The sequence below is a fragment of the Isoptericola haloaureus genome (assembly GCF_036689775.1).
In the GTDB taxonomy this organism is placed as follows: Bacteria; Actinomycetota; Actinomycetes; order Actinomycetales; family Cellulomonadaceae; genus Isoptericola; species Isoptericola haloaureus.
Map to the genome: position 1 here is coordinate 376,457 of NZ_JBAGLP010000118.1, position 21,935 is coordinate 398,391.

Genomic DNA, 21,935 nt, shown 5'->3' on the forward strand with positions numbered 1-21,935 from the left:
CCGGTGCCCGCGACGAACGACTTGACCGCACCCGCCCCCCTCCGGGACGACCCGCACCCGCGACCGCCGCGCTCCGTCGTCGTCGTCGGCGCCGGGCTGGCCGGCGCGCAGACGGCCGCGGCGCTGCGTGCCCACGGCTTCGACGGGCACCTGACCGTCCTCGGCGAGGAGGGGCTGCCGCCCTACGACCGGCCGCCGCTGTCGAAGGAGCTCGTGTCGCGCACCGAGCCGCTGTGGCTGCGCGACGACCTCGGCGTCGACCTGGACGCGCTCGCCGACGAGGTGCGGCTCGCCGACCCGGTCGTCGCCGTCGAGCCGGGCCCGACGCTCACGACGCGGTCCGGCGACCGCCTCGCCCCCGACGCCGTCGTACTGGCCTGCGGGTCCCGACCGGTGCTGCCGCCCGGCTGGGACGCCGACGTGCTGCACACCGCCGCCGACGCCGACCGGCTGCGCGCCGACCTGCGGCCCGGCACGCGGCTCGTGATCGTCGGGGCGGGCTGGATCGGCGCGGAGGTCGCCGGGGTGGCGGCCGGGGCCGGCGCCGACGTCACCGTGCTCGAGGCCGGCCCGGCGCCGCTGGCGCGACAGCTCGGCACCGACGTCGGCACGCACCTGGTCCCCTGGTACGCGGCGGCCGGTGCGCGGCTGCGTCTCGACGCCACCGCGGCCGCGGTCCGCCGCGACGGCGTCACCCTCACCTCCGGCGAGGAGGTCCCCGCCGACGTCGTCCTCGTGGCCGTCGGCGCCCGACCGGCCACGGCCTGGCTGCGCGCGACCCTGCCGGAGGTGGTGTTCGACCCGGCCGGTGGGCTGCTCGTCGACGCCGGCGGCGCGGTCCCCGGGGCGGACGGCGTCTGGGCCGTCGGGGACGTGGCCTCCCGCCCGCACCCGGAGCTCGGCGTCGTGCCCGGGGGCCACTGGTCCGCGGCGCTGCACGACCCGGACGCGACGGCCCGGGCGATGCTGGCCCTGCCGGTCGAGCCGCCGCAGGCGCCCTACGTGTTCTCGCGTCAGCTCGGTCACGACCTGGCCCTCTTCGGGCTGCCCGAGGGGCCGCCGACGGCGTGGCGCGGCACACCCGGCACGGGGTCGTGGGCGGCGTTCTGGACGGCGCCGACCGTGGGCGGCCCGGAGGACACCGACGACGGGCACGCGACCGGCACCGAGCACGCCGGGCACGGCGCGGGCGACGGGGTCGCCGTCGTCCGCGCCGTGCTGCTGGTCGACGCGCCCAAGGAGGTCGGCGCGGTCCGGCGGGCGATGAACCGCCCCGGCCCGCTCCGGATGGATCTCGAGCGGGCCGGGGACCCCGAGGTCAAGCTGCGCACGGCCGTCGTCACCTGACCGTTTCGCGCCACGAGCGTGCCGGAAACTCCCCTACCTCGAGCCGATGGGAAACCTTCCGGCACGCTCGTTGCGCGAACGGGTCAGTGGGCGAAGTGGCGGGTCCCGGTCAGGTACATCGTGATCCCGGCGGCCTGCGCCGCCTCGACGACCTCGGCGTCCCGGATCGAGCCGCCCGGCTGGACGACGGCGCGCACACCGGCGTCGAGCAGCACCTGCAGGCCGTCGGCGAACGGGAAGAAGGCGTCCGAGGCCGCGACGGCGCCGCGGGCGCGCTCGAGGGGCCCCGACCCGGCGTCGGCGAGGGTGTTGGCCCGCTCCACCGACAGCCGGCAGGAGTCCACGCGGTTGACCTGGCCCATGCCGATGCCCACGGCGGCGCCGTCGGCGGCGAGCAGGATCGCGTTCGACTTGGCGGCGCGCACGGCCCGCCACGCGAACGCGAGGTCGGCGAGCGTGGCCTCGTCGGCCGGCTCGCCGGCGGCCAGCGTCCAGGACGCCGGGTCGTCGCCGTCGGCCTGGAACCGGTCGACCGCCTGGACGAGCAGCCCGCCGGAGACCGGCCGGGTCTCGACCGGCGCGTCCGGGGCGCCGTCGACGACGAGCAGGCGGATGTTCTTCTTGGCCTGCAGCACCTCGAGGGCCTCGGGCTCGAAGCCCGGGGCCACGACGACCTCGGTGAACACCGGCGCGATCTGCTCGGCGGCGGCCTTCGTGATCGTGCGGTTCGCAGCGATGACCCCGCCGAACGCGGAGACCGGGTCGGTGGCGTGCGCACGGGCGTGGGCCTGGGCGACGTCGGCCCCGACGGCGATGCCGCACGGGTTGGCGTGCTTGATGATCGCCACGGCCGGGTCGGTGTGGTCGTGCGCGGCCCGCCACGCGGCGTCGGCGTCGACGTAGTTGTTGTAGCTCATCGCCTTGCCGTGCAGCTGGGTGGCCTGCGCCAGCCCGGTCGCGCCGTCCGTGCGCGTGTAGAGCGCGGCGCCCTGGTGCGGGTTCTCGCCGTAGCGCAGCACGTCGGAGCGCTCGTAGGTCGCACCGACCACGTCGGGCATGCCCGAGGTCGCGGCCGCCTCGTCCGGGGCGTACGCGCTCGCGAACCAGGCCGACACGGCGACGTCGTAGGTGGCGGTGTGCGCGAACGCGGCGGCGGCGAGGCGCTTGCGCTCGGCGAACGTGAAGCCGCCCGCCTGCGCGGCGGCGGTGACGTCGTCGTACCGGGAGGGGTCGACGACGACGGCGACGCTGGGGTGGTTCTTCGCGGCGGCACGCACCATGGAGGGACCGCCGATGTCGATCTGCTCGACGACGGCGTCCGGGGCGGCGCCGGAGGCGACGGTCTCGGCGAACGGGTACAGGTTCACCACGACGAGGTCGAACGTGTCGATCTCGAGCTCGCGGAGCTGGTCGAGGTGGTCGGCCTTGCGGGTGTCGGCGAGGATGCCGGCGTGCACGCGCGGGTGCAGGGTCTTGACCCGGCCCTCGAGGCACTCGGGGAAGCCGGTGAGCTCCTCGACGCGCGTGACGGGGACGCCGGCGTCGGCGATCCGCGCCGCCGTCGAGCCGGTGGAGACGAGCTCGACGCCGGCGCCGTGCAGCGCGGTGGCGAGCTCGACCAGGCCGGACTTGTCGTACACGCTCAGCAGGGCGCGGCGGATCGGGTGGCGCGCGTCGTCGGCGAGCCGGAGGTCGGGGTTCGTGGGGATGCCGGACATCGGGGTGGTCTCCTCGGGGTCGGACCTTCGCGGAAACCCTGGCACCCAGGCGGGCGGCGCGCACGGTGTGGCTCGAACGCGGTGCGGCGGGCTGCCGGGTCGGATCGAGTCGGCCGCTCCCCGGTGGTGGCTCCACCTTCGCCAGTCACGGCCGGGGCCGATCCTACCGGCGCCACCCCGGAGCCACGGAATCGGGCGGCCGCTGCGGTCGGCGCGGCGGGGTCAGCGCGGCGGGGTCAGCGCGGCGCGGCGACGACGTCGAACCCGAGCAGGCGCCAGGCACGCACGGCGTACTCCTCGCGCTCCCGGGCGGGTCGACGCGTGAGCGCGGAGGCGACCATCTCGATGCCGAGCAGCACGTCCTCGACGTCGGTGCCGGGCCGCACCTGCCCGCGGGCGAGGGCGTCGTCCAGGCGGGAGCGCACGACGTCGGCGAGCCGTTCGGTCAGGTCCAGCAGCCGGGGGTCGGGCCGGACCTCGGGGGAGCTGGCCGCGAGGTCGATGCTCACCACCGAGTCGATGGCGTGCCGGGTCACCAGGCCGAGCAGGTCCAGCAGCGAGGCGTCGGGGTCCTCGGCCAGCTCCTCGACCGTGCTCACCTGCTCCTCGAACAGCGCGAGCACGAGGGTGAGCCGGTCGGGGAAGTGCCGGTAGAGGCTCCCCTGCCCCACCCCGGCGCGGCGCGCGACGGCGTTGAGCGGAGCGTGGGCACCGTGCTCGGCGAAGATCTCGCGGGCGGCGGCGAGCAGCGCCGCCCGGTTGCGAGCGGCGGCCCGCGGCCCAGGGTTGGACCGCCGCCCGTTCTCACCCACCGAGGTACTCACGGGTGCTACTTTAGACGGAGACATCCGGACATTCTTGTCCGGTCAAGAACTCGGAGGGATCACCATGGCCGACCTCACGCTCCAGCACACCGTGCGCGAGTGGCTCGCCGACCCGGAGGGCAACGCGGCGCTCACCGAGATGCTCGCCGCCCAGGGGCAGTCCACCAAGGCGCTGGCACCCGTCAAGCGCATGAGCTTCGAGAAGCTCATCAAGGTCTCGCGGGGCAAGTTCTCCCGCGAGGTCGCCGAGCAGCTCGTCGAGCAGGTCCGGGCGGCCAAGGCGGCGGGCGGTGCACCCGTCGCGACGGACACCGCTCCCGCGACCGAGGACACGGCCGAGAGCTCCGGCACCGCGGCCCCGGAGCCGGCCGAGTTCGTCGAGGAGATCACGCCGGGCCGCTTCACCGGGCAGACGGTCGTCGTGACCGGCGCGGCCTCCGGCATCGGCCGGGCGACGGCCTCCCGCGTCGCGCGCGAGGGCGGCCGGGTGATCGCCGTCGACATGACGCAGGCCGGCCTGGACGAGCTGGCGGCCGAGCTCGCCGACTCCCTGCCCGCCGGCGCCGAGGTCGTCCCGGTGACGGCCGACATCACCGACGACGCCGCGATCGCCCGGATCGTCGCGGCGGCCGGGGGCCGGATCCACGGCCTGGCGAACGTCGCGGGGATCATGGACCGCTTCGCGGCGGTGCACACCGTGGACGACGCCACGTGGGAGAAGGTCTTCGCCGTCAACGTCACCGGCACGATGAAGCTGATGCGCGCCGTCGTGCCCGGGATGCTGGCCGCGGCCGAGGGCCGCGTCGTCAACGTCGCCTCCGAGGCCGGCCTGCGCGGCTCGGCCTCCGGCGCCGCCTACACCGCCTCCAAGCACGCGGTGGTCGGCCTGACCAAGAACGCGGCGTTCATGTACACCGGCACCGGCGTCCGGGTGAACGCGGTCGCCCCGGGCGGCGTGGCGACCGGGATGAGCCCCCAGGACGTCGACGGCTTCGGCATGGGCCGGGTCCAGTCGGCGATGGGGATCATGGCCGACATCGCGATGCCGGAGCAGCTCGCGGCGTCGATCACGTTCCTGCTGTCCGCGGACTCGACGAACGTCAACGGCCAGATCCTGGCCTCCGACGGGGGCTGGTCCGCCGCCTGACCCTGCCGCCGGAGACCCACCGCCCGTTGTGGGCATGAAATCTGCAGCTCCCCGACGTCGGGGAGCTGCAGATTTCATGCCCACAACGGAGGGGCGGGGTGGCCGGACGCGCCCCGAGGGCGGGATCAGGCGTCGATCGCGTCGTCCGCCCAGGTCGCGGGCAGCCCGATCCGGCGCACGGGCCGGGCGCACCACACGGCGACCACCGCGGTGCCGAGCACCGCGGCGAGGACGACGAGCGTGGTCGGCAGCCCGGCCGCGGCCAGCAGGCCCCCGCCCACCAGGGGCGCCAGCGGCATCGCCACCACGCCGGACAGCTCCATGACCGACGAGAACCGGCCCTGCATCTGCGGCGGCGTGATCGCGGCGGCGTACCCGGCCAGCCCGGCGTTCGCCGCCGGCACCCCGAGCACGCCGAGGCCGAGAGCCGCGACAAGGACCACGAACTCCTGGGTGGTGGCCATGACGACGGCGGACCCGGCCACCATCGCGAGCGAGACCGGCGTCACCACGCCCACGCGCACCCGCGCGACCAGCGCCGGGGCGATCACCGCGCCCACCAGCATCGAGGCCCCCGCCGTCCCGGACAGCAGGCCGATCTGCGCCGCGGGGGTGCCGCCCGCGGTCAGGTCCAGCGTGATCGCCAGGAGGAGCGCGTTGATCGCCACGTTGATCACGGCGAACAGCCCCAGGCAGATGCGGAACAGGGGCACCGACCACACGTAGCGCAGCCCCTCGCGCAGGGCGGCAGCCGGGCGGGTCCGCCGCGCCTCGGCGGTGTCGGCGTTGAGCGGCTCGCGCACGAACCACGTGCACACCGCGGTGGCGAGGTGCCCGACGGCTCCGGCGACCAGCGGTGCGGAGTGCGCGATGCCGTAGAGCACACCGCCGAGCGGACCGGCGACCAGGGACGCGGCGGCGTCCCTGCCCTGGACCGCGGCGTAGGCGGACGAGAGCTGCTGCGCAGGGACGACGGAACGGAAGGCACCCGCCACGGACGGGTCGACGAACGCACCGGCCACGGACGAGACGAGCAGGACGCCCGCCAGGTGCACGGCGCCGAGGACCCCGGCCAGCGCGGCGAGCGCGGCGCCGGCCCAGGCGAGCGCGGCCAGCGACGCCGACACGACGACGAGCCGGCGCCGGTCGACCCGGTCGGCCACGACGCCGGCGGGGAGCGTGGCGAGCAACGCGCCGACGTGCCCGACGGCGGACACCACCCCGGCCTGCCAGACCGAGCCGGTGACCGCGTACGCGAGCAGCGGCACCGCGAACGCCGCGACGCCGGCACCGAACGCCTGAGCGGTCAGCCCCGACATCATGAGCAGGTAGGAGCGGTTGCGCAGCAGGCTGCGCGGCTGCTGCGCCGCTGCCGGGTCGGTGGTGGAGGCGGTGGGGGTGGTCGTCATGTCCGCAACACTAGTTGCGCAGTAGTTGTTGCGCAATGGTTGTTGCGCACTGTGTCTTGCTAGTATCGCCGCCATGGAGGACACGTTCCTGGTGCAGACCCCGGAGGCGCTCAAGGCGATCGCCCACCCCCTGCGCCAGCGGATCCTCCTGCAGCTCGTCGCGGCGGGCCACGGACGAGCGGCGGACCTGGCGAGGTCCGTCGGCGAGCCCGCCAACTCCGTCAGCTTCCACCTGCGCACGCTGGCGAAGGCCGGGATGGTCGTCGAGGCGCCCGAGCTCGCGCGCGACAAGCGTGACCGCGTCTGGCGTCCGGCCGCCGAGAGCTACCAGGTCGAACCGGGGACCCCCGGGACGGCGGCGGAGATCCTGCGTCCGACCCTCGACTGGGTCGAGCGGCTCTTCGCCGCGGCGAACGAGGCCGAGCCCGCCGACGACGAGTCGCGGCGACGCACCCTGGTCGTCAACAACGTCTTCCTGACCCCGGACGAGGCCCGGCAGATGAAGGACGAGCTCGTCGCCCTCCACGAGAAGTGGGCCCGCCGCACCGTCGGCGCCGCCCGTGACGAGCCCGGGAGCGCGCGGGACGCCTACCAGGTCCTCCTGGCGCTCGGCCCCCGCGACGAGGCCTGACCGGCCGCCGAGGCGGGATCAGCCGATGTGCACGCGTCGGCCCTCGACGCGCAGCCCCTCGCGCGCGACGCGCCCGACGGTCTCCACGAGCAGCGACCGCTCGGCCACCTTGATGCGTTCGTGCAGGGCCGTCTCGGTGTCGTCGTCCAGGACCGGGACGGCCGCCTGGGCGATGATCGGGCCGGTGTCCACGCCGTCGTCCACGACGTGCACCGTGCAGCCGGTCATCTTCACCCCGTAGTCGAGGGCGTCACGCACGCCGTGGGCGCCGGGGAACGCGGGCAGCAGCGCGGGGTGGGTGTTGACGACGCGGCCCGGGAAGCGCGCCAGGAAGTCCGGCGCGAGGATGCGCATGAAGCCGGCCAGCACCACCCAGTCGGGCCGGAAGACCTCGACGGCCTCCCCGATCCCGGCGTTCCAGGCGGCCCGGTCGGGGAAGTCGGCGGGAGACACCGCCACGCTGGCCACTCCCCCGTCGCGGGCGAGGTCCAGTGCCCCGGCGGCCGGCTTGTCGGAGACGACACCGACGACCCGGGCACCGTAGGCCTCGTCCTCGTGCGCCGCGAGCAGGGCGGCGAGGTTCGACCCGCCGCCCGAGGCGAGCACGACGAGACGTGCGCCGGACGCGGGCGGAACAGGGTGGCCGGACGGTGTCTGCACGCGCCTACCCTACGTGCCGGACGACGCGGTCCCGTCATCCGAGACGGCGGACGCCGCGCGCTCGGACAGCCACGCGCGACCGGCGGCGCCGAGCAGCACCAGGGCCGCCCCGCCGCCGATCTCGGCCGCGACCAGACCGCCCGTCACCCAGGCGTCGGCGCCGACCGCGGCGAGCCGGTCCGCACCCGCGGCACCCCCGGCGACCGTCTGCAGCGCGACGGTCACCGCACCGGCGGCGACGCCCGTGCCGACCAGGATCCAGGCCACGTCGCGGACCCGCACCAGGCTCGGCTCCAGCCGGCGCCAGGCGAACCACCCGGCGGCCGCACCGCAGGCCACGACGAGCACGGGTGACCACTGCGCGACCGGCGACGACCAGACCGGCCCGGGCAGCACGCCCAGCAGCGGCAGCCCCGGCAGCGGGCCCGCGGCCGTCGCGGCCGCCGAGAAGGTGCTGTCCGTCCCGATGGCGAACCCCGGGCCGGCGAGCCACGCCGTCGACCAGACGACCAGGTTGGGGACCAGCGCGGCCTGGGTGAGCAGGAGCACCAGCACCGCGAACCAGCTCCCGCCGAGTCCGGCGGCGACGTCCGCGGCGGTCCCGCGCCCGAGCACGACCCAGACCGTCGTCAGCAGGCCGCCGAGCGCGGTCAGCAGCGCCGCCCCGACGAGCCCGGCCCGCAGCCCGAGGCGGGCGGTGTCCGGCAGGTAGGGGTCCAGCCGGGGGGTGAGCCCGGCCAGCAACGGCCCGTCCGGGGCGGAGAACATGCCGAGGGCGGATCCCCCGCCGCCGATCACGAGGCCCCCGAGCGCGGCGGCGAGCACCTGGAGCGCGAGGTCGGTGACGGACATGGACCCGGGCGTGCCGAGAGCGAGCAGCACCGTGGCGACCACCAGGGTCGCGGCGTAGGTGACGGTGCCGCCGATCCAGGCGGCCAGGGTCGGCACCGCGGAGCGCTTCGCGGTGACGTGCGCCGTGAACACCGCCAGGGCCGTGAGCCCGAGGGGGACGACGCTCACCGTCGCGCCGGCCACCGCGAGCGGTACGCCGTGCCCGAGCAGCCACAGCCCGGTGGCCGCGGCGACACCGGCGCCGAGCCCGCCGTCGGACCCGGAGGCGCTCGGGGCGTCCAGGACGGCAGCGACCGCGAGCAGCGCGACGACGGCGTAGGACAGCCCGACGGCCTGCAGCGCGGCCCACACGCCGGACGAGGCCAGCGCGAACCGGGCCAGGACGGAGCGGGGCCGGTCGGGCTCGACGACGGGGGCGGGGCGGCTGCTGGCGGTGGTGCTCACCGGCCCATCGTCGCCCGGGGACGCCGTCGTCGGGCCGCTCCCACGCCGGGGACGACGACGCCCGCCCGGCCCGGGGCGACCGGGCGGGGCGGGCGTCGTGCGGCCGGGCTGGTCAGCCCTGCAGGACCTCGCGCATGAGGCGGGCGGTCTCGGACGGCGTCTTGCCGACCTTGACGCCGACGGCCTCGAGGGCCTCCTTCTTGGCCTGCGCGGTGCCGGAGGAACCGGAGACGATGGCGCCGGCGTGACCCATCGTCTTGCCCTCCGGGGCGGTGAAGCCCGCGACGTAGCCGACGACCGGCTTCGTCACGTGCTCGGCGATGTAGGCCGCGGCCCGCTCCTCGGCGTCGCCGCCGATCTCGCCGATCATGACGATCGCCTCGGTAGCGGGGTCGTTCTCGAACGCCTCGAGGGCGTCGATGTGCGTGGTGCCGATGACCGGGTCGCCGCCGATGCCGATGGCGGTGGAGAAGCCCAGGTCCCGCAGCTCGTACATCATCTGGTACGTCAGCGTGCCGGACTTGGAGACCAGGCCGATCGGGCCGGAGCCGGTGATGGTGTGCGGCGTGATGCCGGCCAGCGACTCGCCCGGGGTGATGATGCCGGGGCAGTTCGGCCCGATCATCCGGGTCTCCTTGCCCTCCAGGTAGGCGAACACCTCGGCGGTGTCCTGGACGGGCACGCCCTCGGTGATGACCACGAGCAGGCCGATGCCGGCGTCGATGGCCTCGATGGAGGCGTCCTTGGTGAACGCCGGCGGGACGAACACGACGGAGACGTTCGCGCCGGTCTCGGCCATGGCCTCCTTCACCGAGCCGAAGACCGGCAGGGTGACGGGGTTGCCGTCGGCGTCGGTGTGCTCGACGGTCTGGCCGGCCTTGCGGGCGTTGACGCCGCCGACGATGTTCGCGCCGGAGGAGAGCATCAGGGCGGTGTGCTTGGCACCCATGCCGCCGGTGATGCCCTGGACGATGATCTTGGAGTCGGAGTTCAGGTAGATCGACATGTCTCTGTGTCTCTTCGCTTTCCGGCGTCTCAGGCGGTCGCGGCGGCCTTGGCTGCTGCCGTCTCAGCGCCGCCGTCCATGGTCTCGGCAAGGGTCACGAGGGGGTGGTTCGCCTCGGTGAGGATCGCGCGCCCCTTCTCGACGCTGTTGCCGTCGAGACGGACGACCAGCGGCTTGGACGCCTCGTCGCCGAGGATCTCGAGCGCGCCGACGATGCCCTTGGCGACCTCGTCGCAGGCGGTGATGCCGCCGAAGACGTTGACGAAGACCGACTTGACCTGGTCGTCGTGCAGGATGACGTCGAGGCCGGCCGCCATGACCTGCGCGTTGGCGCCGCCGCCGATGTCGAGGAAGTTCGCGGGCTTGACGCCGCCGTGCGCCTCGCCGGCGTAGGCGACGACGTCGAGGGTCGACATGACCAGACCCGCGCCGTTGCCGATGATGCCGACCTCGCCGTCGAGCTTGACGTAGTTGAGGTCGTGCTCCTTGGCCTTCGCCTCCAGCGGGTCCGTCGTGGCGGAGTCCTCGAGCTCGGCGTGGTCCGGGTGCCGGAAGTCGGCGTTGGCGTCGAGGGTGACCTTGCCGTCCAGGGCGATGATGTCGCCCTGCTCCGTCTTGACCAGCGGGTTGACCTCGACGAGGGTCGCGTCCTCCTCGGAGAACACGGTCCACAGCTGCTGGATCGCCGCGGCGACCTTGTCCTTGACGTCGGCGGCGAAGCCGGCGGCCTCGACGATCTCGGCGGCCTTGGCGGCGTCGATGCCCACGGCCGGGTCGACGGCGACGCGGGCCAGGGCCTCGGGCCGCTCGACGGCGAGCTCCTCGATCTCCACACCGCCCTCGACGGAGCACATGGCGAGGTAGTTGCGGTTGGCGCGGTCCAGGAGCACCGAGAAGTAGTACTCCTCGGCGATCTGCGCACCGGCGGCGATCATGACGCGGTGGACCGTGTGGCCCTTGATGTCCATGCCGAGGATCTCCTCGGCCTTCTGCGCGGCCTCCTCGGGGGAGCGCGCCAGCTTCACGCCGCCGGCCTTGCCGCGGCCGCCGATCTTGACCTGGGCCTTCACCACCACGACAGAGCTGCCGGTGCCGCCCATGAGTTCCTCAGCGCCTGCGCGAGCCTCCTCGGGCGTCGTCGCGACGACGCCCCCGAGCACGGGCACGCCGTGCTTCTCGAAGATGTCGCGAGCCTGGTATTCGAACAGGTCCACCCTGCTGCGTCCTTCCATCGGTTGTGCCCCTGGGTCGGCAGAGGCCGGCCGGAGAGATGTCTCGACGTCAAGACATCCGCGTTCCAGAGTAGTGCGCGGCCGTCAGGCCGCGGCACCCTCACGGCATTCTGCCCCCTGGACGTGACCGATTCCACAGACGGCCGAGGGAATCGCTGTCCGGTTCGTCATGGCATCGCGGGCCATGTCCGTCCCGCCCGGCCGGGCTCAGAGCTTGGTGACCGGGCTGAACCGCAGCAGCAGCCGCTTCGTGCCGTCCGCACCGAAGTCGATCTTCGCCACCGCGTTCTGGCCCGCACCCTCCAGACCCACGACGGTGCCGACCCCGTAGGCGTCGTGGGAGACCTTGTCGCCCACCGACAGCGACGGGATGTCGGCGTCCTGGCGGGGCGTCGCCGACCCGAACCGGGGACCGGATCCCGTGCCCGTCCGCCCGATCGGCCCGGAGGCGCCGCCGGTGGTCGGACGCGACGTGCCCTCCCGACGTCCGACGCCGGACCCGGCGCGGGCCGCGCGGCCGGCACCGTAGGCACCGCCGCCCCAGCTCGACCCGCCGCGCCGCAGCGTCTGGGTCGCGGACTCCGCACGGCGCCAGTCGACCAGCTCGGTCGGGATCTCGTCGAGGAACCGGCTCGGGGGGAACTCGTTGGCCATGCCGAACGCCGACCGGGTCCCCGCCCGCGACAGGTAGAGCCGCTCCCGGGCCCGGGTGATGCCCACGTAGGCCAGCCGCCGTTCCTCGGCGAGCTCGGCGTCGTCGTGCAGCGAGCGCATGTGCGGGAAGGTGCCGTCCTCCATGCCGGTGAGGAACACGACGGGGAACTCCAGCCCCTTGGCCGTGTGCAGCGTCATCAGGGTGACCACGCCCGGGTCCTCGACCGGCTCGTCCTCGTGGGTGTGCTCCGCCCCGCCGTCGGCGACGTCCTCGTCCGGGATCTGGTCGGCGTCGGCCACCAGCGACACCCGCTCCAGGAAGTCCGCCAGGTCGCCCTCGGGGTCCATCTCCGTGAACTCGGCGGCCACGGCGTGCAGCTCGGCGAGGTTCTCCACCCGTGTGGCGTCCTGCGGGTCGTCGCTGGCGCGCAGCTCCGCGAGGTACCCCGTGCGGTCGAGGACCGCCCCCAGGATCTCCGCCGGGGTCGAGCCGTCGTCGACCATCGCCTGCAGCTCGGCCATCATCGCCGCGAAGGTCCGCAACGGCTTGAGCGTGCGCGTGGTCATCGCGGGGATCTCGTCGACGCGCTGCAGGGCGGCACCGAACGAGATCCGCTCGGCGGCGGCGAAGCCGGCCACCAGGGACTCCGCCTTGTCGCCGAGACCGCGCTTGGGCACGTTGAGGACACGGCGCAGCGAGACGTCGTCGTCCGGGTTGGCCAGCGACCGCAGGTAGGCGACGGCGTCCTTGACCTCGCGGCGCTCGTAGAACCGCGTCCCGCCGACCACCTTGTACGGCAGGCCGACGCGGATCAGCACCTCCTCCAGCGCCCGCGACTGGGCATTGGTGCGGTAGAAGATCGCCACCTGCCCCGGACGCACCTCGGCGCTGTCCCCGAGCCGGTCGATCTCCTCGGCGACGAACCGCGCCTCGTGGTGCTCGTCGTCGGCGACGTAGCCGACGATCTTCGCCCCGTCACCGGCGTCGGTCCACAACCGCTTCGGGCGCCGGCCGGTGTTGCGGGCGATGACCGCGTTCGCGGCCGACAGGATGCTCTGGGTCGAGCGGTAGTTCTGCTCCAGCAGGATCGTCGTCGCGTCCGGGTAGTCCTGCTCGAACTCGACGATGTTGCGGATCGTGGCGCCGCGGAAGGCGTAGATGGACTGGTCGGCGTCGCCCACGACGGTCAGCTCGGCCGGGTCGAGTCCCTGCTCCGGGACGCCGACGAGCTCGCGCACCAGGACGTACTGCGCGTGGTTCGTGTCCTGGTACTCGTCGACCAGGACGTGCCGGAAGCGGCGTCGGTAGTGCTCGGCCACGTTCGGGAACGCCTGCAGCAGGTTGACGGTCGTCATGATGATGTCGTCGAAGTCCAGGGCGTTGGCCTGGGCCAGGCGCGCCTGGTACCGGCGGTAGACGTCGGCGAGCACGGTGTCGAACGCCGGGACCGAGGAGTCGGCGATGCCGCCGCCGGCCAGCGCCCGCTCGCGCCACCCCTCCTCCGTCGCGTCGGCACCGGCCTGCTGGGCGTAGGCGTCGGGGTCGATCAGCTCGTTCTTCAGGTCGCTGATCTTGCGCGCCAGGGACCGCGGCGGGTACTTCTTGACGTCCAGGTCGAGCTCGCGGCACACCAGGGTGATGAGCCGCTGGGAGTCGGCCGCGTCGTAGATGGAGAAGCTCGAGCGCAGGCCGAGCGTCGCGGCCTCGCGGCGCAGGATGCGCACGCAGGCCGAGTGGAACGTGGACACCCACATGCGCCGGGCCGCCGGACCGACGAGCTGCTCGACGCGCTCGCGCATCTCGGCGGCAGCCTTGTTGGTGAAGGTGATCGCCAGGATCTGCCCCGGCCAGGCCCGCCGGGTCGCCAGCAGGTGGGCGATGCGATGGGTCAGCACCCGCGTCTTCCCCGAGCCGGCACCGGCCACGATGAGCAGGGGCGACCCCGCGTGCACGACGGCGTCCCGCTGGGGCTCGTTGAGGCCCTCCAGCAGCGCCTCGGCCGCGTCGTCCGCGGCCGCGTCCCGCGCTCCGTCAGGCTCTGCCGACGACGTCGGGGCCCAGTCCGGAGCACCGCCCTCGTCCCACCGCGGGGCGGTCGTGGGCAGGCGCGCGGTGTCGCCGGCGGGTGCCGGATCCAGTCCGGGGAGCGAGAGGCTGTCGAAGAGCGAAGTCATGGCGGCACAAGCCTAGGCCGTCCGACCGACACCGACGGCGCGCCAACGGGCCGGGGCGTCGCTATGGTCACCGCATGGACAGCCGCGTGACCAGCGCCACGGACGACACGGGGACACCCGCGAGCCTGCAGGATCTGCTGGCCCACCCCCGGCGGCTGGTGAACCCCTCCACGGTGGGCGGGGCGGTCGCCCTCGCCGTCGGCCTGGTCCTCGTGCTCGTCCCGGCGCTGTCCCACGGGCTGACCGAGACCGTCGTCGGGATCGGGCTGCTGACCTCCGGTCTCAACGACCTGTGGACCACGATCCGGCGCGGCCACGTCAGCACGGCCGGACGGGTGACCGCGGCCGTGCGGGGCCTCGCCTCGCTCCTGCTCGCGCTGGTCTTCCTGTTCTCCGCCACCGCCGCCCTGGCCTTCACGATCCTGCTCGGCGCGCTCTACCTGCTCTTCCGCAGCCTGCTCAACCTGCTGCTCGCGGCGTTCAGCCGGACGAAGCAGAAGCGCGCACCGCGGCTCGCCAGCGGCGGTGTCGGCCTCGCCTTCTCGGTCCTGATCCTGGCCGTCCCCGGCGCCTACATCGACTGGATCGCCGCGGCCGTCGGTCTCGTCGCGGTCTTCGGCGGCACGATCACGCTCGCCTACGGCTACCGCGTCGCCGCCGGCCGCCTGCCCGCGCCCGAGGGGCTCTACCCGTCCTTCACCGAGATCCTCTGGACGTGGGTCGAGCACGTGGACGTGGGTGCCGCGGGGCGGACGAAGCTCGCCGACCAGCTCTACCTCGAGCGCCCCGAGATGACCGCCAAGCAGATCGCCTGGTGGACGATGCTCGTCCTCAGCGTCTGCATCGCCACGCTGGCGGTGCTGCAGGACTCCACCGCCGTCGTCATCGGCGCCATGCTCGTGGCCCCGCTGATGACCCCGATCCTCGGGCTCGCGGCCGCGCTGGTCAGCGGCTGGGCCTTCCGCGCCGTCCGTTCCTTCGCGCTGATCCTGGCCGGGACCGCGGTCGCGGTCCTCATCGCGTTCGTCATCGCGTCCTGGGTGCCGATCGTCGTGCCCTTCGACAGCAACAGTCAGATCACCTCGCGGGTGGACCCGACCCTGCTCGACATGCTCGTCGCGCTCGCGGCCGGTGCCGCCGGGGCGTTCGCCACCGTGGACCGCCGGGTCGCGGCGTCCCTGGGAGGCGTGGCGATCGCCGTCGCGCTGGTCCCGCCGCTGTCGGTGGTCGGCGTGGCGCTGTCCGACGGGCGCCTGCGCGACGCGCTGGGCGCCCTGCTGCTGTTCTCGACGAACTTCGTCTCCATCGTCCTCGCGGCCGCCGTCGTCTTCGTGCTCACCGGGGTCGCCGACCCGCGCCGGCTGCGGCGCGGAGGCCGCAAGATCCTGCTGACCATGGCGCCCTTCGTCACCGCGGCGCTGGTGATCCTGCTGCCGCTGCTGCTGACCACCGACGGCCTGCTCAGCACGTCGGCCGACCAGCGGGCCGCCCAGTCCGCGGTCGACGAGTGGCTGCCCGACGACTCCCGGCTCACGCTGACGTCGGTCGCGATCACCGACGGCACCGCGACGGTGCAGCTGTCGGGCTCGCCGGACGACCTGCCGGACCTCACCGACCTGCAGACGTCCCTCGACGACGCGCTCGACGGCAGCTACGCCGTCGAGGTGGCCGTGACGCCCGTGGACGTCCAGCGGGTCCCCGCGGTGTCGCCGTCTCCCTCGCCGTCGGGGCGGCTGGACCTCGACCTGCCCTGAGCCGGGGCGACCGGCTCGAGCACCGGCACCGATGAGTCCGGCGGGCCCCCGTCGTCCACCCCTCGACACCGCGCACCGGGCGCGGGGGGACGGAGGCGGAGACATGACGACACACCTGACCGGGGTCCACACCGTGGCCGTCCCGGTGGCCGATCACGACCGGGCGCTGGACTTCTACGCAGGCACGCTCGACTGCGAGGTGCTCTTCGACGAGGAGCTCCGCCCGGGGATGCGCTGGGCCGAGGTGGCCCCGCCGGGCGCGACGACCTCGATCGCGCTGGTCGGCCCGGAGGGCGACCGGCAGCCCGGGACCGACACCGGCATCCGGCTCGTCAGCGCGGACGCCGTCGCCGACCACGCGACGCTCACCGCGGCAGGTGCCGACGTCGGCGAGCTGCTGCGCTGGGACGGGGTGCCACCGATGTTCGTCCTGCGCGACGTCGACGGCAACACCCTCTACGTCATGGAGCTGCCGGGCTGAGCACGCCCGGACGGCGCATCGGGGTGTGCGGGATGCCGTCCTCGAGGTACTCCGGCCCGTCCGGGGCGAACCCGAAGGTCGCGTACCAGCCGACCAGCGGCGACTGCGCCCCCAGCACCACGTCCTGGCCGGGCGCGGTCTGCGTGGCCGCCTCGACGGCGGCACGCATGAGGACGCCGGACGCCCCGGTCCCGCGCGCGTCGCGGTGGCACACGACCCGCCCGATGCGCTGCTCCGTGGCGTCGTCGAGCACCCGCGCGGTGCCGACCACGCGCCCGGCGTCGAGCAGCACCACCTGACGGGTGGCCGCCTCGAGGTCGCGGTCGTCGAGGTCCGGGTACGCGCAGTCCTGCTCGACGACGAACACGTCCTGGCGCAACCTGCACAGGTCGAAGACGGTCCGGGGCGCGAGGTCGTCGAGGTGACGAGTGAGGATCTCCACGCCGCCATCGTCACACGGCCGGGTCGGTGTCAGGTCAGCACGAGCCCGACGACCCACACCACCGTCGCCAGCAGCCCGCCCACGAGCTGGATGCCGATGGTGATCGCGGTGGCCTGGAGGGCGGCCACGGTGGCCCGCCACGCCGCGGCCCGGTCCCGGCGCCGGAGGTACTCCACGAGCAGCACGGCGAGCGTGAAGAACAGGAACAGCCCGACCACGGGCACGACGAAGAACCCGACGATCCCGGCGACGCCGCCGACGGCGAGCGTCGACCACGGCACGTCGGCGCGGCGCATGTGGCGGCCCGCCACGAGCCAGTTGCCCGTCTCGGCGGCGACGATCAGCAGCGCGGCGACGGCGAAGCAGGTCCACGCCGTCGTGCCGCCGGTCGCCCAGGCCCACACGAGCAGAGCGCTCGCCACCAGGGCGTTGCCCGGCAGCACCTGGACGACGATCCCGACGAGCCCGACGGCGATCGCGAGGCCGACGAGGACCTCGCCCAGGACGCTCACGCGCGCCCCGGGCGCCGGTGCGACGGACCGGTCGGCCGGCGGCAGGTCACCAGAAGACGGCGATGACGATGTTGACGAGCACGAGGGCGCCGATCGAGTGCTTCAGCGCCGGGGCGACGGCTCCGGTGCCGTTGTCGCCCTTGCGACCCTGGCGCTTGGCGACGAAGGCCAGGACGGTGATGACCAGGGCGATGGTCAGCTTGACGCCGATCTTCGCCATCGACGGCCCGAAGTCTTCCCACAGGCCGCCCATCTCCGCGACGCCGACCATGAGGATGCCCGCGACGAGCGCGGTCGCCGCCCCGTGGAAGACGCCGCGGTACAGGCCCGGGCTGCGCAGCGAGGCGAGGTAGCCGCCGAGGACGATGGCCCAGCCGACGAAGTGCAGCACCGTGAAGATGTTGTAGAGGAACTCCATGGCAGGAAGCCTATCGACCCGCGCGCGCCCGCGAGACCATCCTGACCGTGCGTCGTCTCACGCTGCGTCACCCCGATCCCACGATGCGGACCGGGGGTTTCGCGAGATGGTCACCGGGGGTTAGATTCCTCGTCATGACCACGGCCGCGCCCCTCCGCAGCACGACGACCCGTCGTGCCATGCCGGCGTGCCCGATGCACATGTCCATGTGCAGCTGTCAGTGCTGCTGTCGCTGATCGCGCCCCCTCTCAGCCCCCTCCGCACCTGCGGACCTGAGCACCGGCGCGCGCCGTCGGTCTCGGCCCACCCCCGCTGAGCCCCGTCGTCGCGCGTCCCGCCCCGAGGACCCGAGGAACTCCCCCCAGATGACGACGCAGACCAATCCTCCCGCGCCGCCGAACGCTGCCGGTCGCCCGGCGCGGCCCGCCCGCGCCCCGAAGCCGAACGGCCAGTGGAAGATCGACGGCACCACCCCGCTGAACCACAACGAGGAGTTCAAGCAGGCCGGCCCGCCGCTCGAGGTGCGCGAGCGCATCGAGTCGACCTACGCGCGCGACGGCTTCGACTCCATCGCCGACGACGACCTGCACGGCCGTTTCCGCTGGTGGGGCCTGTACACCCAGCGCAAGCCCGGCATCGACGGCGGCCGCACCGCCACCCTCGAGCCGCACGAGCTCGAGGACCGCTACTTCATGCTGCGCGTGCGCACCGACGGCGCCGAGCTGACGCCGGCCGCCCTGCGCGTCCTCGGCGAGATCTCGGACGAGTTCGGCCGCGGCACCGCGGACATCACCGACCGGCAGAACATCCAGTACCACTGGATCGAGATCGAGAGCATGCCGGAGATCTGGCGCCGCCTCGACACGGTCGGCCTCGAGACGACGACGGCGTGCGGCGACTCCCCGCGCGCGTTCCTGGGCAGCCCCGTCGCCGGGATCGCCACCGACGAGATCATCGACGCCACGCCCGTCATCGACGAGATCAAGCGGCGGCACATCGGCGACCCGGAGCTCGCGAACCTGCCGCGCAAGTTCAAGACGGCCATCTCGGGCCACCCGAGCCTCGACGTCGTGCACGAGATCAACGACATCTCCCTGGTGGGCGTGGAGCACCCCGAGCTCGGCGCCGGCTTCGACCTGTGGGTCGGCGGCGGGCTGTCCACCGCCCCGCGCCTCGGCGAGCGCCTCGGCGTCTTCGTCACCGCCGAGCAGGCACCCGACGTCTGGTACGGCGTCATCCGCATCTTCCGCGACTACGGCTACCGCCGGCTGCGGAACAAGGCCCGCTTGAAGTTCCTGCTCAAGGACTGGGGTCCCGAGCGTTTCAGGGAGGTTCTCGAGACCGAGTACCTCGGGTACGCGCTGCCCGACGGCCCGCCCCCGGCCCCGGCGACCCGCCCGGGCGACCACGTCGGTGTCCACGAGCAGAAGGACGGCGACTACTACGTGGGCGCCGCCCCCGTCGTCGGCCGCGTCGGCGGCGGCACGCTGACCGGCCTGGCCGACCTCGTCGAGTCGGTCGGCGCCCGCTCGGCACGACTCACCGCCCACCAGAAGGTCGTGGTCCTCGGCGTGCCCGCCGACCGTGTCGACGAGCTGGTCGACGGCCTCGAGCCGCTGGGCCTGACGGCACGGCCCTCGCTGTTCCGCCGCAACACGATCGCCTGCACGGGCATCGAGTTCTGCAAGCTCGCCATCGTCGACACCAAGGACACCGCCGCCGGCGTCATCGCCGAGCTGGAGCAGCGCCTGGACGAGCACGCCGAGCAGCTCGACCGGCCGATCTCGCTCAACGTCAACGGCTGCCCCAACTCCTGCGCCCGCATCCAGACCGCCGACATCGGTCTCAAGGGCCAGATCATCACCGTCGACGGCGAGCAGATGGCGGGCTTCCAGGTGCACCTGGGCGGCAGCCTCGCGGGGCAGGGCCACGACGCCGGCGGCCTCGGCCGCACGGTGCGCGGCCTGAAGGTCCCGGCCACCGAGGTCGCCGACTACGTCGAGCGCGTGGTGCGCCGCTACGCGGCGGACCGCAGCGACGGCGAGTCGTTCGCCGAGTGGGCCCACCGGGCGGACGAGGAGGTGCTGCAGTGACGGCCGTACCGGTCTCCCTCGGGGTCGGCCCCACCTCAGCGGCCACCTCCACGGCTCCCGCCGGGGCCTCGTCCCTCGCCGACGCCGCCGCGGAAGCACGCCGCCGCGCCGCCGAGCGGGAGATGTCCCGGGCCCGCCGCAACGCCCGTGTCGACGGTCGGGAGCGTCGCCGGCGCTCGGACGTCGAGCTGTCGCAGATCGCCGAGCGTGGTCGCCGCGAGCTCGGCGGGTCCGGACCGGGCTCCACGGACGAGGCGACTGCCGAGGAGGTCATCGCCTGGGCGGTGGCCGAGTTCGGCGACTCCCTCGCGGTGGCGTCCTCGATGACGGACTCCGTGCTGGCGGCGCTGGTCAGCGCCCAGCTCCCCTGGGTGGACGTGCTGTTCGGCGAGACCGGCTACCACTTCGCGGAGACGATCGGGACGCGCGACGCCGTCGCGCACTCCCTCGACGTCACCGTGGTGGACGTGCGGCCGCTGCTCAGCGTCGCCGAGCAGGACGACGCCTACGGCCCGGACCTGTTCGCCCGCGACCCCGAGGCCTGCTGCCGCATGCGCAAGGTGGAGCCGATGCGCCGGGTGCTGTCCGGGTACGAGGCGTGGGCCACGGGCGTCCGGCGTGCGGACTCCGCCTCGCGCGCCACCGCCGAGCTCGTCTCGTGGGACGCCTCGAACAACCTGGTCAAGATCAACCCGATCGCCGGCTGGAGCGACGACCAGCTGGTCGGCTACGCGCTGCGGCACGGGCTGACCGTCAACCCGCTGCTCAACGACGGGTACCCGTCGATCGGCTGCGAACCGTGCACCCGTCGCGTCGGACCCGGCGAGGACGCCCGCGCCGGGCGCTGGGCGGGGGCGGACAAGTCCGAGTGCGGTCTGCACATCTGATGAGCGACCTGTACCCCCTGGGCCTGCGCGTGCGCGACCGGCTCGTCGTCGTCGTCGGCGGCGGGCCGGTCGCGGCCCGCCGCGTCCGCGGCCTGCTCGAGGCCGGGGCGCGCGTCCGGGTGGTGGCCCCCGTCCTCGACGACGAGCTGGCCGCCGCGGCCGCCGCCGGGACGGTGGAGCACGCGGCCCGCGCCTACCGGTCCGGTGACCTGGACGGCGCGTGGGTCGTGCACACCGCCACCGGCGTCGAGGACGTCGACCGGGCCGTGGCGGCCGACGCCGAGGCGCAGCAGACCTTCTGCGTCGTCGCCGCCGACGCCGCGGCTGCCACGGCCTGGGTCCCCGCCTCGGCCGGGCTGCCCGGGCCGGAGGGCGACGTGGTCGTCTCCGTGCACGCCGGTCGTGACCCGCGCCGTGCCGCCCGGCTGCGCGACGGCGTCGCGGCGGCCCTGGACGCCGGGGAGCTGCCGCTGCGCCGCGTCCGGCCGACGGACGCACCGGGCCCCGGCCGGGTGGCCCTGGTCGGCGGCGGCCCCGGGGACCCCGGGCTGCTCACCGGACGCGGCCGGCGCCTCCTGGCGAGCGCCGACGTCGTCGTCGTCGACCGGCTCGCCCCGCGCAGCGTCCTGACCACGCTCGCCGACGACGTCGAGGTGATCGACGTGGGCAAGACCGCCGGGAACCACCCGGTGCCGCAGGAGCGCATCAACGAGCTGCTCGTCGAGCACGCCCTCGCCGGCCGGCAGGTCGTCCGCCTCAAGGGGGGCGACCCGTACGTGCTGGGACGCGGCGGCGAGGAGCTCGCCGCCTGCCGCGCGGCCGGGCTCGACGTCGAGGTGGTGCCAGGCGTGACCTCGGCCGTCTCCGTCCCCGCCGCGGCCGGGATCCCGGTGACGCACCGCGGGGTGGCGGCCGGGTTCAGCGTGCTGACCGCGCACGAGGCCGTCGCCTCCGTGCCCGGTGGTCCGGAGCACACCCTGGTGCTGCTCATGGGCGTCACCCGGCTCGCCTCGACCACCCGGGCGCTGGTCGAGGCCGGCCGCCCGGCCGACACTCCCGTCGCGGTGGTCGAGGACGGCTTCGGACCGCGCCAGCGGACCACCGTCGGCACGCTGGCCGACATCGCCGAGCGGGCCGCCGCGGCCGAGGTCCGCCCGCCCGCCGTGACCGTCGTCGGCGACGTCGTCCGGCTGTCGCCGGCCTGGGCGGCTCACGCCGCGGCCGCCGAGGGTGTGAGCGAGTCGTGACA

General features: G+C 74.3%; 19 protein-coding genes. 8 read left to right on the forward strand and 11 right to left on the reverse strand.

Annotated elements, in window-relative coordinates; genetic code table 11:
* Positions 1 to 3: 3 nt before the first annotated feature.
* Positions 4 to 1,347: an NAD(P)/FAD-dependent oxidoreductase gene (locus tag V5O49_RS11835; RefSeq protein ID WP_332902410.1), complete on the forward strand. Its 1,344-nt coding sequence runs from the start codon at positions 4 to 6 to the stop codon at positions 1,345 to 1,347.
* An 83-nt stretch (positions 1,348 to 1,430) separates the two neighbouring features.
* On the opposite strand, the gene purH is transcribed toward V5O49_RS11835, so the two are convergent.
* Both purH and V5O49_RS11845 read right to left on the reverse strand, forming a co-directional pair.
* Positions 1,431 to 3,065, reverse strand: coding sequence for a bifunctional phosphoribosylaminoimidazolecarboxamide formyltransferase/IMP cyclohydrolase (purH, locus tag V5O49_RS11840; protein ID WP_332902411.1), 1,635 nt, complete (start codon positions 3,063 to 3,065; stop codon positions 1,431 to 1,433).
* A gap of 236 nt (positions 3,066 to 3,301) precedes the next feature.
* Positions 3,302 to 3,889 carry a helix-turn-helix domain-containing protein gene (locus V5O49_RS11845; RefSeq protein ID WP_332902412.1) on the reverse strand — a complete coding sequence of 196 codons (588 nt, stop codon included), beginning with the start codon at positions 3,887 to 3,889 and terminating at the stop codon, positions 3,302 to 3,304.
* A 64-nt stretch (positions 3,890 to 3,953) separates the two neighbouring features.
* On the opposite strand from V5O49_RS11845, the gene V5O49_RS11850 reads away from it, so the two are divergent.
* Positions 3,954 to 5,036, forward strand: coding sequence for an SDR family NAD(P)-dependent oxidoreductase (locus V5O49_RS11850; protein WP_332902413.1), 1,083 nt, complete (start codon positions 3,954 to 3,956; stop codon positions 5,034 to 5,036).
* A gap of 125 nt (positions 5,037 to 5,161) precedes the next feature.
* Here the strand turns inward: V5O49_RS11850 and V5O49_RS11855 are convergent, their stop codons facing one another.
* Positions 5,162 to 6,445 (reverse strand): MFS transporter, encoded by a 1,284-nt coding sequence (locus tag V5O49_RS11855; protein WP_332902414.1) that lies wholly within the window; start codon positions 6,443 to 6,445, stop codon positions 5,162 to 5,164.
* Positions 6,446 to 6,518: 73 nt separating this feature from the next.
* On the opposite strand from V5O49_RS11855, the gene V5O49_RS11860 reads away from it, so the two are divergent.
* Positions 6,519 to 7,076 carry an ArsR/SmtB family transcription factor gene (locus V5O49_RS11860; RefSeq protein ID WP_332902415.1) on the forward strand — a complete coding sequence of 186 codons (558 nt, stop codon included), beginning with the start codon at positions 6,519 to 6,521 and terminating at the stop codon, positions 7,074 to 7,076.
* A gap of 18 nt (positions 7,077 to 7,094) precedes the next feature.
* Here the strand turns inward: V5O49_RS11860 and purN are convergent, their stop codons facing one another.
* From purN to pcrA, 5 genes are all read right to left on the reverse strand, one after another.
* The gene (purN, locus tag V5O49_RS11865) at positions 7,095 to 7,736 is read right to left on the reverse strand and encodes a phosphoribosylglycinamide formyltransferase (protein WP_332902416.1); all 642 of its coding nucleotides are present in this window, start codon (positions 7,734 to 7,736) and stop codon (positions 7,095 to 7,097) included.
* A gap of 9 nt (positions 7,737 to 7,745) precedes the next feature.
* Entirely contained in the window at positions 7,746 to 9,032 is a 1,287-nt protein-coding gene (locus V5O49_RS11870) for a cell division protein PerM (protein ID WP_332902417.1), read from the reverse strand.
* Between the two features lie 112 nt (positions 9,033 to 9,144).
* Positions 9,145 to 10,038: a succinate--CoA ligase subunit alpha gene (sucD, locus tag V5O49_RS11875; protein WP_332902418.1), complete on the reverse strand. Its 894-nt coding sequence runs from the start codon at positions 10,036 to 10,038 to the stop codon at positions 9,145 to 9,147.
* A 29-nt stretch (positions 10,039 to 10,067) separates the two neighbouring features.
* Positions 10,068 to 11,252: an ADP-forming succinate--CoA ligase subunit beta gene (gene sucC / locus V5O49_RS11880; RefSeq protein WP_332902419.1), complete on the reverse strand. Its 1,185-nt coding sequence runs from the start codon at positions 11,250 to 11,252 to the stop codon at positions 10,068 to 10,070.
* 225 nt (positions 11,253 to 11,477) lie between these two features.
* A complete protein-coding gene (pcrA, locus tag V5O49_RS11885; protein ID WP_332902420.1) occupies positions 11,478 to 14,099 on the reverse strand; it encodes a DNA helicase PcrA in 2,622 nt (873 codons plus the stop codon).
* A gap of 74 nt (positions 14,100 to 14,173) precedes the next feature.
* On the opposite strand from pcrA, the gene V5O49_RS11890 reads away from it, so the two are divergent.
* Positions 14,174 to 15,853 carry a DUF389 domain-containing protein gene (locus V5O49_RS11890; RefSeq protein ID WP_332902421.1) on the forward strand — a complete coding sequence of 560 codons (1,680 nt, stop codon included), beginning with the start codon at positions 14,174 to 14,176 and terminating at the stop codon, positions 15,851 to 15,853.
* A 103-nt stretch (positions 15,854 to 15,956) separates the two neighbouring features.
* On the forward strand, positions 15,957 to 16,334 hold the full coding sequence (locus V5O49_RS11895) for a VOC family protein (protein ID WP_332902422.1): 378 nt from the start codon (positions 15,957 to 15,959) through the stop codon (positions 16,332 to 16,334).
* Here V5O49_RS11895 and V5O49_RS11900 read toward each other — a convergent pair.
* Genes V5O49_RS11900 through V5O49_RS11910 form a run of 3 tightly spaced genes read right to left on the reverse strand, consistent with a single transcriptional unit; the run spans position 16,315 to position 17,706 of the window.
* Entirely contained in the window at positions 16,315 to 16,776 is a 462-nt protein-coding gene (locus V5O49_RS11900; protein WP_332902423.1) for a GNAT family N-acetyltransferase, read from the reverse strand. The genes V5O49_RS11895 and V5O49_RS11900 overlap by 20 nt on opposite strands.
* A gap of 29 nt (positions 16,777 to 16,805) precedes the next feature.
* Entirely contained in the window at positions 16,806 to 17,288 is a 483-nt protein-coding gene (locus V5O49_RS11905) for a DUF456 domain-containing protein (protein ID WP_332902424.1), read from the reverse strand.
* Between the two features lie 46 nt (positions 17,289 to 17,334).
* Positions 17,335 to 17,706 carry a hypothetical protein gene (locus tag V5O49_RS11910; protein ID WP_332902425.1) on the reverse strand — a complete coding sequence of 124 codons (372 nt, stop codon included), beginning with the start codon at positions 17,704 to 17,706 and terminating at the stop codon, positions 17,335 to 17,337.
* Between the two features lie 365 nt (positions 17,707 to 18,071).
* Between V5O49_RS11910 and V5O49_RS11915 the strand changes: the two genes are divergently transcribed.
* Genes V5O49_RS11915 through cobA form a run of 3 tightly spaced genes read left to right on the forward strand, consistent with a single transcriptional unit; the run spans position 18,072 to position 21,933 of the window.
* Positions 18,072 to 19,799, forward strand: coding sequence for a nitrite/sulfite reductase (locus tag V5O49_RS11915; RefSeq protein WP_332902426.1), 1,728 nt, complete (start codon positions 18,072 to 18,074; stop codon positions 19,797 to 19,799).
* A complete protein-coding gene (locus tag V5O49_RS11920; protein ID WP_332902427.1) occupies positions 19,796 to 20,686 on the forward strand; it encodes a phosphoadenylyl-sulfate reductase in 891 nt (296 codons plus the stop codon). The genes V5O49_RS11915 and V5O49_RS11920 overlap by 4 nt, the downstream gene beginning before the upstream one ends.
* The gene (gene cobA, locus V5O49_RS11925) at positions 20,686 to 21,933 is read left to right on the forward strand and encodes a uroporphyrinogen-III C-methyltransferase (RefSeq protein ID WP_332902428.1); all 1,248 of its coding nucleotides are present in this window, start codon (positions 20,686 to 20,688) and stop codon (positions 21,931 to 21,933) included. Before V5O49_RS11920 ends, cobA begins: the two co-directional genes overlap by 1 nt.
* The last annotated feature ends 2 nt before the right edge of the window (positions 21,934 to 21,935 follow it).

Excerpts from the sequence above, each read along its gene's own strand:
- V5O49_RS11855 (WP_332902414.1), bottom strand. The coding sequence starts at position 6,445 with ATGACGACCACCCCCACCGCCTCCACCACCGACCCGGCAGCGGCGCAG.
- sucD (WP_332902418.1), bottom strand. The coding sequence starts at position 10,038 with ATGTCGATCTACCTGAACTCCGACTCCAAGATCATCGTCCAGGGCATC.
- V5O49_RS11895 (WP_332902422.1), top strand. The coding sequence starts at position 15,957 with ATGACGACACACCTGACCGGGGTCCACACCGTGGCCGTCCCGGTGGCC.
- V5O49_RS11910 (WP_332902425.1), bottom strand. The coding sequence starts at position 17,706 with ATGGAGTTCCTCTACAACATCTTCACGGTGCTGCACTTCGTCGGCTGG.
- V5O49_RS11890 (WP_332902421.1), top strand. The coding sequence starts at position 14,174 with ATGGACAGCCGCGTGACCAGCGCCACGGACGACACGGGGACACCCGCG.
- V5O49_RS11915 (WP_332902426.1), top strand. The coding sequence starts at position 18,072 with ATGACGACGCAGACCAATCCTCCCGCGCCGCCGAACGCTGCCGGTCGC.
- V5O49_RS11860 (WP_332902415.1), top strand. The coding sequence starts at position 6,519 with ATGGAGGACACGTTCCTGGTGCAGACCCCGGAGGCGCTCAAGGCGATC.
- pcrA (WP_332902420.1), bottom strand. The coding sequence starts at position 14,099 with ATGACTTCGCTCTTCGACAGCCTCTCGCTCCCCGGACTGGATCCGGCA.
- cobA (WP_332902428.1), top strand. The coding sequence starts at position 20,686 with ATGAGCGACCTGTACCCCCTGGGCCTGCGCGTGCGCGACCGGCTCGTC.
- purH (WP_332902411.1), bottom strand. The coding sequence starts at position 3,065 with ATGTCCGGCATCCCCACGAACCCCGACCTCCGGCTCGCCGACGACGCG.
- V5O49_RS11850 (WP_332902413.1), top strand. The coding sequence starts at position 3,954 with ATGGCCGACCTCACGCTCCAGCACACCGTGCGCGAGTGGCTCGCCGAC.